16 protein-coding genes are annotated in these 16,695 nt (G+C 61.0%); 6 read left to right on the forward strand and 10 right to left on the reverse strand.

Translation table 11 applies throughout. The features are described from left to right. Nucleotides 1-294: 294 nt before the first annotated feature. The 5 genes from AC1DLT_RS10095 to AC1DLT_RS10115 all read right to left on the reverse strand — a co-directional run bounded on the left by AC1DLT_RS10095 (nucleotide 295) and on the right by AC1DLT_RS10115 (nucleotide 4,052). Complete coding sequence (locus AC1DLT_RS10095; protein ID WP_247135875.1) at nucleotides 295-1,281, reverse strand: WD40 repeat domain-containing protein; 987 nt, start codon at nucleotides 1,279-1,281, stop codon at nucleotides 295-297. After that, entirely contained in the window at nucleotides 1,281-2,402 is a 1,122-nt protein-coding gene (locus AC1DLT_RS10100) for a CobW family GTP-binding protein (protein ID WP_477486650.1), read from the reverse strand. Before AC1DLT_RS10100 ends, AC1DLT_RS10095 begins: the two co-directional genes overlap by 1 nt. 142 nt (nucleotides 2,403-2,544) lie before the next feature. Then, nucleotides 2,545-2,943 (reverse strand): type II toxin-antitoxin system VapC family toxin, encoded by a 399-nt coding sequence (locus AC1DLT_RS10105; RefSeq protein ID WP_477486651.1) that lies wholly within the window; start codon nucleotides 2,941-2,943, stop codon nucleotides 2,545-2,547. Further along, a complete protein-coding gene (locus AC1DLT_RS10110) occupies nucleotides 2,940-3,197 on the reverse strand; it encodes a type II toxin-antitoxin system Phd/YefM family antitoxin (RefSeq protein WP_038589646.1) in 258 nt (85 codons plus the stop codon). Before AC1DLT_RS10110 ends, AC1DLT_RS10105 begins: the two co-directional genes overlap by 4 nt. A gap of 57 nt (nucleotides 3,198-3,254) precedes the next feature. Next, complete coding sequence (locus tag AC1DLT_RS10115; RefSeq protein ID WP_477486652.1) at nucleotides 3,255-4,052, reverse strand: creatininase family protein; 798 nt, start codon at nucleotides 4,050-4,052, stop codon at nucleotides 3,255-3,257. A gap of 83 nt (nucleotides 4,053-4,135) precedes the next feature. Here AC1DLT_RS10115 and AC1DLT_RS10120 point away from each other — a divergent pair, with 83 nt between their 5' ends. Together AC1DLT_RS10120 and AC1DLT_RS10125 are read left to right on the forward strand one after the other, a co-directional pair. Continuing rightward, on the forward strand, nucleotides 4,136-4,636 hold the full coding sequence (locus AC1DLT_RS10120) for a MarR family winged helix-turn-helix transcriptional regulator (RefSeq protein ID WP_247033657.1): 501 nt from the start codon (nucleotides 4,136-4,138) through the stop codon (nucleotides 4,634-4,636). A gap of 110 nt (nucleotides 4,637-4,746) precedes the next feature. Further along, nucleotides 4,747-5,769 carry a LacI family DNA-binding transcriptional regulator gene (locus tag AC1DLT_RS10125; RefSeq protein WP_038545280.1) on the forward strand — a complete coding sequence of 341 codons (1,023 nt, stop codon included), beginning with the start codon at nucleotides 4,747-4,749 and terminating at the stop codon, nucleotides 5,767-5,769. On the opposite strand, the gene AC1DLT_RS10130 is transcribed toward AC1DLT_RS10125, so the two are convergent. Further along, on the reverse strand, nucleotides 5,766-6,836 hold the full coding sequence (locus AC1DLT_RS10130) for an FUSC family protein (RefSeq protein ID WP_477486653.1): 1,071 nt from the start codon (nucleotides 6,834-6,836) through the stop codon (nucleotides 5,766-5,768). The genes AC1DLT_RS10125 and AC1DLT_RS10130 overlap by 4 nt on opposite strands. 58 nt (nucleotides 6,837-6,894) lie before the next feature. Here AC1DLT_RS10130 and AC1DLT_RS10135 point away from each other — a divergent pair, with 58 nt between their 5' ends. Next, nucleotides 6,895-7,347 (forward strand): MarR family winged helix-turn-helix transcriptional regulator, encoded by a 453-nt coding sequence (locus AC1DLT_RS10135; protein ID WP_477486654.1) that lies wholly within the window; start codon nucleotides 6,895-6,897, stop codon nucleotides 7,345-7,347. Nucleotides 7,348-7,396: 49 nt separating this feature from the next. On the opposite strand, the gene AC1DLT_RS10140 is transcribed toward AC1DLT_RS10135, so the two are convergent. Then, nucleotides 7,397-8,170: a gamma-glutamyl-gamma-aminobutyrate hydrolase family protein gene (locus AC1DLT_RS10140; protein ID WP_477486655.1), complete on the reverse strand. Its 774-nt coding sequence runs from the start codon at nucleotides 8,168-8,170 to the stop codon at nucleotides 7,397-7,399. 306 nt (nucleotides 8,171-8,476) lie between these two features. On the opposite strand from AC1DLT_RS10140, the gene AC1DLT_RS10145 reads away from it, so the two are divergent. Then, nucleotides 8,477-9,583 (forward strand): TRAP transporter substrate-binding protein, encoded by a 1,107-nt coding sequence (locus tag AC1DLT_RS10145; protein WP_038545268.1) that lies wholly within the window; start codon nucleotides 8,477-8,479, stop codon nucleotides 9,581-9,583. A gap of 83 nt (nucleotides 9,584-9,666) precedes the next feature. Here AC1DLT_RS10145 and AC1DLT_RS10150 read toward each other — a convergent pair whose 3' ends face one another. The 3 genes from AC1DLT_RS10150 to AC1DLT_RS10160 all read right to left on the reverse strand — a co-directional run bounded on the left by AC1DLT_RS10150 (nucleotide 9,667) and on the right by AC1DLT_RS10160 (nucleotide 13,017). Continuing rightward, nucleotides 9,667-10,593: an FkbM family methyltransferase gene (locus AC1DLT_RS10150; protein WP_477486656.1), complete on the reverse strand. Its 927-nt coding sequence runs from the start codon at nucleotides 10,591-10,593 to the stop codon at nucleotides 9,667-9,669. Nucleotides 10,594-10,947: 354 nt separating this feature from the next. Beyond that, on the reverse strand, nucleotides 10,948-12,450 hold the full coding sequence (locus AC1DLT_RS10155) for a TRAP transporter large permease (protein WP_038545262.1): 1,503 nt from the start codon (nucleotides 12,448-12,450) through the stop codon (nucleotides 10,948-10,950). Nucleotides 12,451-12,477: 27 nt separating this feature from the next. Next, nucleotides 12,478-13,017 carry a TRAP transporter small permease subunit gene (locus tag AC1DLT_RS10160; RefSeq protein WP_038545260.1) on the reverse strand — a complete coding sequence of 180 codons (540 nt, stop codon included), beginning with the start codon at nucleotides 13,015-13,017 and terminating at the stop codon, nucleotides 12,478-12,480. A 317-nt stretch (nucleotides 13,018-13,334) separates the two neighbouring features. Between AC1DLT_RS10160 and AC1DLT_RS10165 the strand changes: the two genes are divergently transcribed. After that, nucleotides 13,335-15,656 (forward strand): putative bifunctional diguanylate cyclase/phosphodiesterase, encoded by a 2,322-nt coding sequence (locus tag AC1DLT_RS10165; RefSeq protein ID WP_038549606.1) that lies wholly within the window; start codon nucleotides 13,335-13,337, stop codon nucleotides 15,654-15,656. Between the two features lie 169 nt (nucleotides 15,657-15,825). Then, a complete protein-coding gene (locus AC1DLT_RS10170; RefSeq protein WP_038545257.1) occupies nucleotides 15,826-16,584 on the forward strand; it encodes an N-acyl amino acid synthase FeeM domain-containing protein in 759 nt (252 codons plus the stop codon). Nucleotides 16,585-16,695: the final 111 nt, after the last annotated feature.

The following is a 16,695-nucleotide window of genomic DNA, read 5'->3' on the forward strand; positions in this document are numbered from 1 at the left end:
TGGTCGCGTCATAGGGCAGGGGCCGGGTCGCGAACCGGGTCGCATCCCACGGAGAGCATCCGGCGTCCGGTGATGGTCGTAAAGGTGAGGAAGGCGCCGTCAGGGCGCCGACCGTCGAAAGGTTCAAGTTTCGGATCCAGACCATCCGTTACCCGCCTTTCGGGAAAAACCGGAGCGATCGGGCAGGCAGCACGGCCTGACACCCATACCACTTCATATACGCTGCCTGCCCATCCCACATGGACCAGGCCGCGGCGGAGATTTCTCCGCCGCGGTTATTCGTGCTGCAAGCTTTCAGGCTGCGATATCGATGACGCCGCAATCACCGGCATCGGAGGAGAAGGCGACGAGCTTGCCGCTGGCGCTCCAGCTCAATCCAGTTATGCCGCCCTTGCCGGGCCGGCGTAGAAGCGCTTCCTTTGCGTCGGCAAGCCTCACGCCAAGGATCATGCCGTCGATGAAACCGATGGCGAGCACTTCCTCGGCCGGATGGAAGGCCACCGATGTGACCATGATATTGGCGCGGGTGCCGAGTTCCTGTGGAGCCTTGCCCATCGGGCCGTCCTTTGCCGAAAACGGCCAGACGATCGCGGCCGGCGCGCCCGACGAGGCAAGCCACTTGCCCTTCGGCGACCAGGAGAGCGATTTCACCTTGGCGGGATAACCGGTCATCCGCATGTGGCGATTTTCGCCCGGCTTGCCGTCGAGCTTCCAGCCGTGCAGCGCGTTTTCCTGCATGGTCGTCACCAGGAAGCGACCATCCGGCGAGAAGGTGACGGCGTTGTGGGCGCCCTTCCATTCGAGATCGACCGGCGGCGCATTGGTGCCGACCCAGTGCAGCGAGACGCCGTTGTAACGGGCAGCGGCGATCCTGAGACCTTTACCCGCAAAGGCGAGGCCTTCGACGCTGCGCTCTTCGGGAAATTCCTTCAGCGTGCCGTCGCTCTGCTTCACGAAGCTCGATTTCCCATGCGCATAGGCGACCGCATTCTGCGGGCCGCCGGCGACGACGCTGATCCACTTGCGCGGCGCTTCGGCGATCAGGGTCGCTTCGCCATTGCTGCCGATGCGCATCACCTTGCCGTCCTCGCCGCCGGTCAGCAGCGTGGCGCTGAAGGGGTCGCGGATGCAGGTCAGCAGACCCTGATGGGCCTCCGTGACTTTCTCGCCGCCATCCAGGCGGTGGATCGTGCCGGCGGCGGTGGCGAAGAATGGAACGTCGCCGAGGAAATGCGCGGCGACGACATGGCCTTCGAGATCAAGCGGTGCAACAGTCGGCATTACGCAGCAACGGCCTCGCACGCGCGAAAGCTCTTCTCGATCTTGTCGACATCGAGATCGCGGCCGATGAAGACGAGGCGCGATTCGCGCTTTTCGCCGTCTTTCCACGGCCGCTGGTGATCGCCTTCGACGATCATGTGGACGCCCTGCACGACATAACGTTCCTCGTCGCCCTTGAAGGCGATGATGCCCTTCAGGCGCAGGATGCTCGGGCCGTCCGTCTGGGTGATCTTCTGGATCCAGGGGAAGAACCGTTCCGGGTTCATCTCGCCGCCGCGCAGCGAGATCGACTTCACCGTCACGTCATGGATCGGCGACATTTCGCCGTGGTGATGGTGGTGGTGATCATGGCCGTGATGATCGTGATCATGGTCATGTGCATGATGGTCGTGGTCATGATGATGGTGGTCATGCCCATGGTCATGGTCGCAATCCGGGCCGCAGACATGGTCGTCATGGCCGTGGTCGAGGAAATGCGGATCGTTTTCGAGCGCGCGTTCCAGGTTGAAGGCGCCCTGGTCGAGCACGCGGGCGAGATCGACGCCGGAGCGGCTGGTCTTGTAGACGCGCGCAGTCGGGTTGATGGCGCGGACGACGTCTTCGATGATCGCCAGTTCTTCCGGGGTGACGAGATCGGTCTTGTTGATGACGACGACATCGGCAAAGGCGATCTGGTCTTCGGCTTCGCGACTGTCCTTCAGGCGCAGCGGCAGGTGTTTTGCATCGACGAGTGCGACGACCGCATCGAGCTCGGTCTTGGCGCGCACGTCGTCATCCATGAAGAAGGTCTGGGCGACCGGCACCGGATCGGCAAGGCCGGTGGTTTCGACGATGATGCCGTCGAAGCGGCCCGGGCGGCGCATCAGTCCCTCGACGACGCGGATCAGGTCGCCGCGCACGGTGCAGCAGACGCAGCCATTGTTCATTTCGTAGATCTCTTCGTCCGACTCGACGATCAGGTCGTTGTCGATGCCGATCTCGCCGAACTCGTTGACGATGACCGCGTATTTCTTGCCATGGCTTTCGGAGAGAATGCGGTTGAGGAGCGTCGTCTTGCCGGCGCCGAGATAACCGGTGAGCACGGTGACGGGAACGGGCTTCAGGGTGGCTGTTTCGGTCATGAAAACCTCGAGGACTTGAGAGCGCCCGATCGGCGCGGAAGCTTTGTTCGTCTCATATAAGGGCAAGCCGGGACGAGTTCAAAGGGTTTGTATGTTATAAGATCACATCGGAATTGCGACCGATGCCGGGTGATCTTGTTGCTCACGCTGACGGCGTCGCGATTGCGGAAACCACGTCCGTTCTGGCGAAGTCCTGTCCGACATAGAGAAGCGGACAATTGAATTCCTTGGCCGTCGCATAAGCGAAGCAATCGCCGAAATTGAGCGAAGCCTTGTGAAAGCCTTTGCCGAACAGAGCGTAAGCGGCCGCAGCCCGTTCTGCTCTTACAACATCCAGTTCGATGATGGTAATGGGAAGCTGGTCAATCAGGTTGGTAAGACCAGCCAGGCATTTCTTTCCACGAGCCACGATCAGTGCTTCGGTGAGAGTGGCGGCGTTGAGGAGGACCTTCGATTCCCTCGTGAGCATCTCTTGGCAGTCAAAGGCACCAATTTCATTCTTGACGATGGCGATCAACGCTGACGTGTCGACCACAATCATGCCGGCAGGCCATCGTCACCATAGAGAAAATCCTGGCTTCGCTCCGCGGGTACGTCGTTGCCATCGGGTGCAGGCGCCATTGCTCTGATCTCTTCGATCAGCGCTCTGCGTTGATCACGCGTCAGTTCCGGCTCAATGGGTACAAGCCTTGCAATCTTATGACCTCTTCGCGTGAGAACAACATCTTCTCCAGCCTCCGCGCGATGAAGGAGTTCAGTCAGACTTGCTTTGGCTTCACTCACTGAAATTTCCACGATGTGCTCCGTTGGACCAATTAGATAGTCCAACTATACGCTCGTCATGCCGTCGATTCAACTATCCTTTAATGTTCCCACATCAAACCGCGCCACATCCTCCAGCAGCTCGATAATCCCCTTCACAGCATGCGCGACCAGCATCTCACCGCGTTCCGCCGTCGCCGCAGCCGCGTTGCCGGCGACGCCCTTGGAGTTGAGGTCGGACATCTTCCAGCCGAAGGCGTGCGGGCCGTAGGCGCGCAGATGTCTGAAGTCGCGGGAAAAGTCCGATTGGCGGGACGGGAAGTTTTCGGCCCTGGCCATATCGACCTTATCCGGATGGAGCGCCAGCATCACGGACGTCTCGATGTCTCCGCCGTGGATGTCGACGGCCTTGTCTTCCGGGGCGATCCAGCCGGCAGGCTGCCCGAAGCGGGTCCAGCTTGTGGCGACGACCAGCATGCCAAACCGCACCCGGGCCTCGGTCGCGACGATGGTCATGAGCGGCGAATTGCCGCCATGGGCGTTGAGCAGCACCAGCTTGCCGATGCCCTTGGCGTGAAGGTCGGCGGCAATGCCGAGCCAGCGGTAAACGGCTTCATCGAAGCCAAGCGTCTTCGTACCGGCGACATCCATATGCTCAATCGAATAGCCAATCGGCTCCGTGGGCAGGAACGTCACCGGCAGGTGGGCAGGCAGGGCAGGGATCAGGCGGGCGACGAGGCCCTCGGCGATGAGCGTGTCGGTCTCGAACGGCAGGTGCGGTCCGTGCTGCTCGTGGGCGCCGAGCGGCAGGACGGCGATCCAGTCTCGCCTTTCTGTGGACGCAAGTGTCGTATCATTGTCATGATAGCGTGGCGAAGGGTGCGACATCTGGCGGTGGTTTCCCGGTTTCGATATGGATAGCGCGCCACAGATATAACGGCTACTTCTTTAGGGCAAAACGGGCGGAGCGAATGAGCAAGAAGAAGGGCGATAAAAAAGCCAAGTCCGGCAAGAAGAAGGAACTGGAAGGCCTTTCGGCCACCGACCTTGCGCCGGCGATCACCCAGGCCGCCCGCTCCATGCGTACAGCACTCAGCCGCAGCCTCGGCGAAAGCGGGCTTTATGCCGGCCAGGACGGCGTCATCCTGATCCTTGCGGAAGAAGACGGCATGACCCCCGGCCAGCTCGCCATCCGGCTCGGCGTCAAGGCCCCGACCATGACCCGCACGATCGGCCGCATGGAAGCTCAGGGATTTCTCGAACGCCGCGCCGACGGCACCGACGGGCGTCTTACCAAGGTGCATCTGACGGAAGCCGGATTGCAGACCGTCGAACAGATCGGCCGCTCGGTTTCCGAGTGCGGTTCGATCGCCGCAAAAGGCCTCTCCGACAAGGAGATCCGCACGCTCCTTAAGCTCCTCAAGACCATCGAACAAAATCTTCAGTCGGAGTCCTCCGACGACAGGGGCTGATTTCCCTCCAGATTTTCTGCCGTCACAGGATTGTCGCACGGAATTAAATTGTTTATTTAAAGTTTAATTCGAGCATCGGATAGCGATGCCGGCCATTGCGGGTGGGGGAAATGGCGCAAAAGATTAAGTTGTCGACGATTGGCGAAAGCCTTGGTCTTTCAACTGCCACGATATCGCTTGCTCTGCGCGACAGCCCGCTTGTGGCAGCCGATACCCGGGAAAAAATCAAGGAACAGGCAAGAGCCCTCGGTTATATCTACAACCGCCGGGCCGCCAGCCTGCGCACGTCGCGCTCCGGCATTATCGGCGTGGTCGTGCACGACATCATGAACCCGTTCTACGGGGAGATCCTCAAAGCGATCGAAAGCGAGCTCGACCGCAGCCGCCATACCTTCATCCTTTCCAACCATTACGATTCGGTCGAAAAGCAGCGCACCTTCATCGAAACCCTGCTGCAGCTCGGTGGTGACGGGGTGATCATGTCGCCGGCGATCGGCACGCCGATCGAGGATATGAGGCTTGCCGAGGAGAACGGCATGCCGGCCATCCTCGTTGCCCGTTCGATGGAAGGCGTCGAACTGCCGACCTATCGCGGCGACGACAGCTACGGCATCTCGCTTGCTACCAATCATCTGATTGGCCTCGGGCATCGGGTGATCGCGATGATCGGCGGCACGGATCAGACGTCGACCGGCCGAGACCGCTACCAGGGGTATGTCAATGCGCTGCGCAAGGCGGGCATCGAGGTCGATCCGAACCTGCGCATCCCCGGCCCGCGTTCGAAGCAGGGCGGGTTCGAGGCGGCGGTGCATTTCCTCTCCCTGCCGCAGAAGCCGACGGCTGCGGTCTGCTGGAACGATCTGGTGGCGATCGGCCTGATGAACGGTGTCGCCCGCGCCGGGCTGTTGCCCGGCCACGATATCTCCGTCACCGGTTACGACGATCTGGAAGAGGCGTCGATCGCGACGCCGGCGCTGACGACGGTGTGGAACGGCCAGACGGAAGTCGGCCGGCTTGCGGCGCGCGCTCTGCTCGACCGCCTTGCCGGCAGCCACGAGCCGGACGGCATCCATCTGATCAAGCCGGAAATGCGCATCCGCCAGTCGACCGGGGTGCACCGGCCAAGGGTTTAGGCCGCGACGGGTGCCGCCGTCTCCGGCCACAGAAAGATCGCCACCCGATTGACGAACAGCACCAGGCATGCGGCGAAGACGGTGGCGTAGAGCCGGTCCCATAATGTGGCGGCCGTCAGAACTTGATCGGCTGTGCCCATGGCCATCATCATCAGCGGCGTCATGACGATCGAATAGGCGAGATAGTTCCTGGCCCGCAGGAATGGTCGGCAGCCGCCAAGAACGGCGATGCTGAGCACATCCGCCCAGGCGGGCAGAGCAAGGAATGAAAGCAGGCCTGCGCAGCAGACGCCGAAGATGACACCGATCACCCTTTGCGTCGTCTTCCGCGGCATGCGCTCCGGCCGGCGCTCGACCAGCAGCACAAGCGTCAGCGCCGCCCAGTGAACGTCGTGGGAGGGAAAAAGCGCGTGCGCGAACAAAACAGCGCCGAGACTGAGGACCAGCCGGATCGGATATTGCCAGCCGGCCCATTCTCCCAGCGAGCGCTTCAGCCGATTGAACTTTTGCCTGGCAGTCGGGACACGGCTGGCTTCGATCGGCTTTTCTTCAGGCTTGCGGATGCGATCGACGACGGCGGACATGCCGATATGCAGGATCGCCGCGAAGAGTGCGCCGCTCATGACGACGGCAAAGATCAGCAGCGGATCGGCACTCGTCGTCGCCACGATGCCGCCCACCATGATGAGATAGAAGACGAACCGCATCGACGCGGCCACCATCGCCCGGTCGAACCCGCCGACGATGCCGGCGATCCCCGCCAGCGAAAGCATCGCCACTTGGCCGGCCATGCCCAGGCGGCCGATGAGGCAGGCAAGTCCTGCCGCAAGCGCCAGTGTCGCGAAGGCGGCACCCGCACTGCCGGCTTGCACCCTCAACTTGCCATGCGCTACGGTTCCGCTCATCGCCATGCCGCCGACGAGGCCGAGGCCCATGTGATGGCCCTTTGCGACCAGCAGCGCCGGCACGGCCATGGCAAGCGCCGAAACGACGATCTCGATCGCCGTCACTTCTTTTTCCGTCGACCAGCGAAAGGCTTCGGCAACGTGATTGAATGTCTTTTCCATCCGCCATCCCTCGGGCTCGCGATTGAGCAATGGCATAATAATACGCAATGCGTATCATATGTCCAGTGACGACGCCTCGACGCTGATCGTTCGCAGTGTGCTGCTGCTCGGCCGCCGGCTGCGCGCCGCGCGAGCGGAAGGCTCGGTCAGTCTGTCGACGATCGCCATGCTCGCCACGCTCCATCGGTTGGGGCCGATGCCGGCGTGGCGCCTTGCGCTGGAGGAGCGGCTGCAGCCGCAATCAGTCACCCGCATCGTCGCGGCGATGGAACGCGACGGCCTCATCAGCCGCAGTCGCAACGGGCAGGACCGCCGCGAAATCGAGTTGGCACTGACGCCTCACGGTCGCACGGTTCTTTCCGAGGATATCCGCGCCCGCCGCGCCTGGCTGGAAAAGGCAATCGAAGCCTGCCTCAGCCCGGAAGAGCGCGAAACGCTGATCGAGGCTTCGCAGATCATGCTGAAGCTTGCTTATGTGGAGGCGGGGGAAGGGCCGGGAGACGAGGGGTAGGTTTCCCGATATCCTGCTTGGCCGGCATCAGGCCGCGACGTCGCGAGCGTCAAGCCGCCACGTTGGTCAGCGTCCTGCGGGCCGCATAGGCGCGGACGGCTTCGCCGAAAGCGTGAAAGAGTGCCCGCGACGGAGCGTCGGTTTCGGCCCAGTATTCGGGATGCCATTGCACGCCCACGGCAAAATTCTTGGCGTCGATGACCGAAACCGCCTCGATCGTGCCGTCCTCGGCGGTTGCTTCGACCTTCAGCTGAGGGGCAGTTTCGGCGATCGCCTGGCGGTGCAGGGAGTTGACCTGAACCTCGCCTGCCAGGCCCAGATAATTGGCGATGCAGGAGCCTTCGGCAACGAACACAGGCTGGCGGATCGCGTACATGCCGTCGCGCTCCGTCACATCGGGTTTGCGGTGGTCCCAGATGCCCGGCTGGTCCTGGATTTCGCTCGCCAGCGTGCCGCCCAATGCGACGTTCAGTTCCTGGATGCCGCGGCAGATGGCGAGCAGGGGAATGCCGCGGTCGATCGCCCGGCGGATCAGCGGCATGGAGGTCGCGTCGCGGGCCGGATCGAAGGGGCCGTCGCCGTCGGTCGCTTCTCTGCCATAGAGCGACGGGTGGACGTTGGTCGCCGATCCCGAAACCAGCACGCCGTCGACGCGGTCGAGGATGGTATCGGTCTCGTTGCCCTCTTCGAAAGCCGGAATGATGAAGGTCATCACGTCCGCCACTTTCAACGCCGCCTGAACATACTGGTTCGGCGACGCATGCCAGATCGCTCCATCCAGTTGGCGGATGTCGGCGGGCAGGGCGACGATCGGTTTCGGCATCAGGCTCTCCAACGAAGCATGCTGTTGCGTCTGATGTCGTTGTGCCGCGGGAGGCCGGCTCAAGTCAAGTTCCAGGCGTGTTTCGGGGTCGGGCGTTGCCCAAAGAATAAGCATTGCCCCTTTGAAATGTCTGGTGAATCCAGTTTCGGCGGGACGCTACGAAAGTCTAACGATAAAAGACCTTCCCGCATTGAGGAATATTAGCTCCGGCGCTTGCAACCGCTAGACCAAAATGTTTACCTCGCCCCAGGACCGGGGGGAGTGGGAACAGATAAGCCCTACGGTTGTCTTACTGGGAGGTATTTCATGGATCGTCGTTCATTTTTCAAAAAGGCTGCCGTGACCGGCGCCGGTGCAGCTGCCGCCACGGTGCTCGCCGCTCCGGCCATCGCGCAGTCGAGCCCAAAAGTCACCTGGCGTCTGACGTCTTCATTCCCGAAGTCGCTGGACACCATCTATGGCGGCGCGGAAGACATCGCCAAGCATGTCGCCGCAGCAACCGATGGCAATTTCACCATTCAGCCGTTTGCCGCCGCCGAAATCGTGCCGGCCATGCAGGCAGCGGACGCCGTCAGCAATTCGACGGTCGAAATGTGCCATACCTGCTCCTATTATTTTGTCGGCAAGGATCCGACATTCGCGATCGGCACCGCCATCCCGTTCGGCCTCAATGCCCGGCTGAACAATGCCTGGTTCTACCAGGGCAACGGCAATACGCTGATGAACGAATTCTATGCCAAGCATAACATCTATGGCATGCCCGCCGGCAATACCGGCGCACAGATGGGCGGCTGGTTCCGCAAGGAAATCAACACGGTCGACGACTTCAAGGGCGTCAAGATGCGCATCGCCGGCATTGCCGGTAAGGTGCTGGAGAAACTCGGCGCCGTGCCGCAGCAGATCGCCGGTGGCGACATCTATCCGGCGCTGGAAAAGGGCACGATCGACGCGGCCGAATGGGTCGGCCCCTATGACGACTACAAGCTCGGCTTCTACAAGGTTGCCAAGTACTACTACTATCCGGCCTTCTGGGAAGGCGGCCCGACCATCCATGCGTTCGTCAACCTGGAAAAGTGGAATGCGCTCCCGAAGGCCTATCAGGCGGCGCTGACCGATGCCTGCGCTTTCGCCAACACGAACATGATGGGCAAATACGACGTGAAGAACCCCACGGCGATCAAGCAGATCGTTTCGCAGGGCACGACGCTTCGCCCCTTCAGTCAGGAAATCCTCGAAGCCTGCTACAAGGCCACTCTCGAGGTCTACAAGGACATCTCGGCGACCAATGCCGATTTCAAGAAGGTCTACGAAGATCAGGTCGCCTTCAAGAAGGAAGCCTATCTCTGGATGCAGCTGTCGGAATATACCTACGACACCTTCATGATGATCCAGCAGCGTAACGGCAAGCTCTGATCACAGGTCAGGCAGTTCCTGATATCGAAGCCCCGGATCGAGAGATCCGGGGCTTTTGTCTGGCGGGTACCCGGGGGATCGGTTCAAATGGCAAGGGCGGCCGAAGGGCGGTTCGTGAAGCGGCTGAACGTATCCTGCGATGGGAATGCCAGTATGTTTTCGTAGGTGCGCGGCTCGGGACGGTCGAACCGGTTCAGAACGGGTGCGCCGCCATGGCGGAAGTTCCATTTCAGCTTTTCCAGCGTGGAAGCCGATTCAGGCGCATATTCGAGATCGTAGAACTGATAATCCGGCAGGCAGGCGGCGAGCTTGCCGAAGTCGTCCGGTGCTGCGAGATGGCCATGGAACTCGAAGGATACGATCGGCCGATTGAAGGCGATCGTCGAACGCAGTCCTTTCAGAACCCGCAGCTCGAACCCCTCGACATCTATCTTGATGAAATCGACCCTGGTTATTCCGAGGCGCCGGATGAGCTTGTCCGCTTCGAAAACCGGCAGGCGCAGGATACGGCTATGTCCTGATGGCCGGTCATCCTCAACGAAGCCGCTGGCGCCCAGGTTGCCTTCGAGATTTTCGCGGAACATGAGCGTGTCGTCGCAATCGCCGAGAGCCGCCTGATGCAGTCGAATGTTATCGAGCCGGTTCGAGCGAATGTTTTCGGTCAACCGCCTGAAGACGTCGGGATTGGGTTCGAAGCAATGGATCTCGGCGAAGTCTCGATTGAGGTGAATGGCGTGGTTGCCGATATTCGCGCCGATATCGAGCGCGACGGCATCAGGCTCGAAGCGGCCTTGCAGGAATTCCAGAAACCGTCCCTCAAACCAGCCTTCGACGAAGATAGCCTCGTCGATACTTTGTGCAGGATCGAGGTTGAAGATGTATCCCCGGTTGGTGCGATGGGTGAATACGTCGCGCTCTCTGGCAAACTGCCTGCGCCGCAACGGCTCGACTATGGTCCGATCGATCGACCTTCGCACGACGTACATCGCATTCGGCAATACGTGGTTCATCTGCATGTCGTGCCCCCGAGCGGTTCAGCCAGACCGGGTTCCGGTCTGGCGACGGCCAACCCGCGCGCGATGCCGCCCGCGCCAAGTTTTATACGCTCAGTAAGCCGGTTAGTACGTCTACCAAAGTGTTAGCGGCAACGGGATTTCGCGTCGAGCCTCCACCGGCATACCGCTTTTTCGGTAGAGGAAGGGCCGAAAGACGCTTTTGACGCGGGCCTCCAAGCAACGACTTCGCTCGCGTTTGCCGCTGTCCCTCCAGGGAAACCGGAGGAGCGATCTGGCCTGTTGGGCAATAATAGAAAAGGAGGACAGGGCGCCAACCCTGTCCTCCTTTTTCGGACGGAAAAAGCCGCCTTACGGGTTGATCTTCGGGGGCTGGCCGAAGTTCGGCATGCCGGGCAGTCCTTGCTGGCTGGGCTGGGCCGGGGCGCCGTCCATCGGCGGCAGGCCGAAATTCGGCATCTGGTTGCCACTGCCGTTGCCGAAGCCGGGGATTTCGATCTTGATCGTGTTGAGGTCGACGTCCGGCGACTTGTCCAGCCAGTAGGTGACCGACTCGGGCCAGAAGATGATGATGCCGACCAGGATGAGCTGCATGCCGAGCCACGGAATGGCGCCGAGGTAGATGTCCTTGGTCTTGACGCTCTTCGGGGCGATCGAGCGCAGGTAGAACAGCGCAAAGCCGAAGGGCGGGTGCATGAACGAGGTCTGCATGTTGACGCAGAGCAGCACCCCAAACCAGATCAGGTCGATGCCAAGCGCGTTCGCCACCGGCGCCAGCATCGGCAGGACGATGAAGGCGATTTCGAAGAAATCGAGGAAGAAGGCGAGGAAGAAAACGAAGATGTTGACGAAGATCAGAAAGCCGACCGCGCCGCCCGGGACGTGAGACAGCAGGAATTCGATCCACAGTCCGCCGTCCATGCCCTGGAAGACAAGGCTGAAGCAGGTGGCGCCGACCAGGATGAAGACCACCATGGAGGTGATCGTCATGGTCGAATGCATGCCCTGCTTGATCAGGTCCCAGGTGAGGCGGCGGTGCATGGCGGCAAGCACCATGGCGCCGACGACGCCAAGAGCGCCGGCTTCGGTCGGGGTGGCCAGGCCCATGAAGATGGTACCGAGCACGAGGAAGATCAGCACGATCGACGGGATCATGCCCCAGAGGACCTTGAAGACCAGCGCCGCATTGAGTTCACCGCGGGCTTCCAGCGGCAAAGCGGGCACGTCCTTCGGGCGGAAGATCGACATGGCGAGGATGAACAGCAGGAAGATCACCACCTGCAGGATCGACGGGCCGATCGCACCGAGATACATGTCGCCGACCGAACGGCCGAGCTGGTCGGCAAGGACGATCAGCACGAGCGACGGCGGGATGACCTGGGTGATCGTGCCGGATGCGGCGATGACGCCTGTCGCAATCCGCGGATTGTAGCCGTATTTCAGCATGATCGGCAGCGAGATCACGCCCATGGTGATGACCGAGGCGGCGACCGTGCCGGTGATCGCGCCGAGGATGGCGCCGACCAGGATGACCGCATAGGCGAGACCGCCGGGAATGGCGCCGAACAGCTTGCCGGTGCCTTCGAGCAAGTCTTCGGCAAGGCCGCAACGCTCAAGCACCGCTCCCATGAAGGTGAAGAAGGGGATGGCGAGCAGGAGATCGTTGGAGACGATCCCGAAGATGCGGAACGGCAGCGCCTGCATGAAGGCGAATTCGAAATGGCCGGTGGCGATGCCGAGAAGGCCGAAGAACAGGCCGACGGCGGACAGCGAGAAGGCGACAGGGAACCCGTAGAGCATGAAAATGATCATGCCAAGGAACATTGCCGGCGGCATTATACCGTATTCGAACATGAGCGGCTTATTCCCCCGAAATTCTTGTTATTGAAGCGGCTTTTCGTAGGTCGTATCGACCTGGAGGACGCCCATGAGGCCGGCGATGCGCTTTACCAGTTCGGAAAATCCCTGCAGCGCCAGCAGGCTAAAGCCCGCGACGATGATCAGCTTGACCGGCCAGCGGATGAGGCCTCCGGCATTCGAAGACACCTCGCCCTGCGCCAAGGAAAGCGAGAAGAAGGGCCAGGAGAGCCAGGCGAGGTAAAGGCAGGCCGGGATGAGGAAGACGATCAGGCCGATCGCATCGATCCACAGCCGGGCGCGATCGGAAACGGCGCCGTAAATCAGGTCGACGCGGACGTGCTCGTTCAGCCGCAACGTGTGGGAAGCGCCGAGCAGCACGATGAAGGCGAAGAGATACCACTGGATTTCAAGCCAGCCGTTGGAGCTGTAGTTGAAGAGGTAGCGGATGATGGCGTTGCCGGCGCTGATGAGCGTGCAGGCGAGGACCATATAGCCTGAAAATTTGCCGAGGATTTCGCTCACGCGATCGATGAGACCGCTGATCTTCAACAGTGCAGCCATGCTTTCCCCAATTCCAACAGGTCTCTCTTACCCCGCCCGTTCTTGGATGGCGATGTAAACGAAGGTCTAAGAAAAGGAAAGTCCCAACAAGTCAGGTTTTCGTCTATAAAAAGCCGGGATCGCAGGGTGTTTGTGCAGGCTCCGGAGGGGTTGCGCCTGTGCCGAAGGTTGCCTCCTAGAAATTTTAACCATCTCGTTGTCAATTTGTTCAGCAAACTCTCAAGAACCCCCCAATGAAAGGGGGTTACGTGGCTCGTGAACAAGCAATTTTTAAAGGGTTTCCCGCAGTGTCGACCGGAAGACAAGGGATGAACCCGATGAAAGAGACAGAAGCGAAGACGCTGTCGACGGATGTGTATCTGTCGTTCGTCACGTCGCTATTTGGAAATCGCGGCACATTGTGGACCGGCGTGGTCGTTCACGTCCTGTGGTGCCTGCTCGTTTTCCATTACAGCGGTGCGCAATTCTATCTCCTGTTCGCCTGCGGTTTCGCGGCCGTCTTTGCCTATCGCATGTACTGGTTCCAGCGGTTCGACAAGGTGGACAAGGCGTCGCTCACCTATGACGGCATCGCCGCCTGGGAGCAGCAATATGTGATCGGGGCGTTCCTGGCTGCCTTTCTGCTCGGCATCGCCAGCGGCTACGCCCTGCTCGTGCTCGAAAACCCGTTCGTCGGCTTCACCTGCATCGCCATGACGCTCGGCTCGATGATGTCGATCGTCGGCCGCAACTACGGCTCGCGCATCGCCGTAGACCTCCAGACGCTCGGCTGCTGCGGCCCGATCCTGATCGCCTGCCTGTTCACCGAGGACCTGCACCTCGCTCTGATGTCGCTGCTGCTCATCCCCTTCGGTCTCACCACGCGGTCGATGGCCAACGGCGTGCGCGAATTCCTTTATGAAAACGTCATCGCCTCGCGGAAGATGGCGATCATCGCCGGCCGCTTCGATATCGCCTTGAAGACGATTTCCCACGGCCTGGTGATGCTCGACGGCGAAGGCAAGATCCAGGTGATCAACCGCCGCGCCCGCGATCTGCTCGGTCTCGACAAGAAGAGCGACCTCAAGGACCGCGATTTCGCCGCCGTGCTCTGCGAAGATGCGGAAAATGCGCCGGAAACCATCCTGCGGCAGCTTTCCAAGCTCGCAGACGGCTCGCTCGAACGCGCGCTCTTCAAGTTCAAGGACGACCGCCATCTCGAATTCTCGGTCAGCCCCCGTTCCGACGGCGGCGTCGTGCTGATCTTCGAAGATGTCACCGCCCGTCTCGCCGCCGAGGAGAAGGTGCTGCACATGGTGCGGTTCGACGCCCTGACCGGCCTGCCGAACCGCGGTCATTTCGCGGATCTTGCCACCAAGAAGCTGAAGCGCCGCGGCGAAGCCCTGGCAGCACTCGCCGTGTTCGACGTCGACGGCTTCAAGCATGTCAACGACCTGCGCGGCCATGTGATCGGCGACCGGTTGCTCGCGGCGATCTCGGCCAGGCTTTCGGCAATGAAGACCGACGGCCTGCTGGCAGGCCGCCTGGTCGGCGACGAATTCGTCGTGCTGCTGACCGGCGGCGACGACGATTGCGAGCTGGAGCGCCAGGTGCGTCGAATTCACGCCGAGATCCAGGGCGACTATTATGTCGACGGACTTCGCCTTCCCGTTTCGATGAACAGCGGCTGCGTCGTGCTGCCGTCGCAGGACTTCGATATGGAAAACTGGCAGATCAAGGCGGATCTTGCCCTCAACCATGCGAAATCGACCGGCAACGGCACGCTGACGGCGTTCCGTTCGGAGATGGACGCCCAGTATATCGACGAGCAGAAGCTTCGTGTCGACCTCCGCCAGGCGATCGAGAACCGCGGTCTGCATGTCGTCTACCAGCCGATGTATCGCCCCGACGGCTCCGGCATCGAATGCAGCGAGGCACTGGTGCGCTGGCGCCATCCGGAGCGCGGCATGGTCGGGCCGAATGTCTTCATCCCTATGGCCGAGGATATGGGGCTCGTTTCGCATATCACCCATCTGGTGCTCGACCAGGCCTGCCGCGACTGCGCGACCTGGCCGGAGCCGATGGCCGTCTCCGTCAACCTCTCGATCCAGGACCTGCGCAACGACGATATCGTCGGTTACGTGGCGGACGTGCTGAAGCGTTATTCGGTCGATCCGTCGCGGCTGCATCTCGAGGTGACGGAAAGCTGCTTCATGGACGAGCCGGTGGCGGTCAGCGCTATCCTCAACCAGTTCCGCGTGACCGGCGTGACGATCGCCATCGACGATTTCGGCACCGGCTTCTCGAGCCTCAGCTACCTGGATTCCCTGCCGCTCGACGTGGTCAAGATCGACCGCGCGTTCATCCGCAATATTGTCGAGGACCAGCGCAAGCTGAAGCTCCTGCGCGGCATCGTGCATCTGTCCCGGGAGCTCGGCCTCAAGATCGTCGTCGAAGGCGTGGAGACGAAGGAGCAGCTCGCGCTGGTCAATCGCCATCGGTTCTCCGACCTGGTCCAGGGTTACGTGTTTTCGATGCCGGTGGCTTCCGAAAAGATCATCGAATTGGCTGCCGAGGGCGCTTCCGCGGCCAAGCTCTCGGCCGTTCGGCGTGGTGCCAAAAGCGCACAGGCCTCGCCTCTTCGGGCCGCGGCGCGTTAAACTCCGCTTAAAATCAGGACAGTGTTAACGGTTTTGGGACGTTAGGAAACGTCCGTTAACTGTTTGTTAACCATATCATTTAGAATTTTACTCAATTCGCGTATCATTCATTGCGGGCTATGGGTCTTTTAGGGTTAATCCTTGGTTAAAGCCCATGGAACAAAACCCAATGCCAATAGATAAGTCCTTTTCGGACGGAAACTTTTCAGCCAAGCTTCTCTCCACCCTCGACCATGTCGAATACCGACGGATCGAGAGCAACGAGGATTTCGAAGATATCGCCCGGCTTCGATACAGGGCCTACAAGACACACAACGTGCTGCCGGTCGCGGCGACCAAGCTCATCGACGAGATCGACTTCGACAAGAATGCGCATGTCTTCGGCGTCTATTACGACGAGGAACTTGTCAGTACGATCCGCCTCCACCACGTCACGCCGGAGCATCGGGTCTGCCAGTCGATCAGCATTTTCCCGGAAGCCGTGAATGGCCTTCTCGATGCCGGCATGACGCTGATCGACTCGGCGCGTTTTGCGATAGCCCCGGAATATGCCAGCGAACTTTCGGCCATGCCCTACCTGACGGTGCGGCTGACGCCGGTTGCGGCGATCTATTTCGATGCGGACCGCGTGCTGCAGCCGATCCGTCCGGCGCATGCGGCATTTTACCGCCGGTTCTTCTATGCCCAGCCGGTCGTGCCGCCGCGGCGGATCCCGCAATACGATTTCGATCTGATGCTGCTCGCCTCGCAGACCCGCGAACTGCGCTCCAAGATGATGAAGCGCTTCCCGGCATTCCAGTCGGAGGCCTACGAGCGCCGTCTGCTGTTTGCACGCTCCTCGAATTTCGACACCGCGCCGCTTACCATCCTGCCGACGGCCCGTATCGCCGGCCGCCCGAACTCCCCCGAAATGTCCTACCTCACCTGAAGGTCGCGCTCCGGCGTACCGGAAGCCATTGTGGCGGCATTGCGCTTTCCTGCCGCTTTGTGTAAGGCCTGAAGAGACGCCGATCCTGCCGAACGACGGCATGATTCCGGA

The organism is Neorhizobium sp. 05N33, from assembly GCF_056397445.1.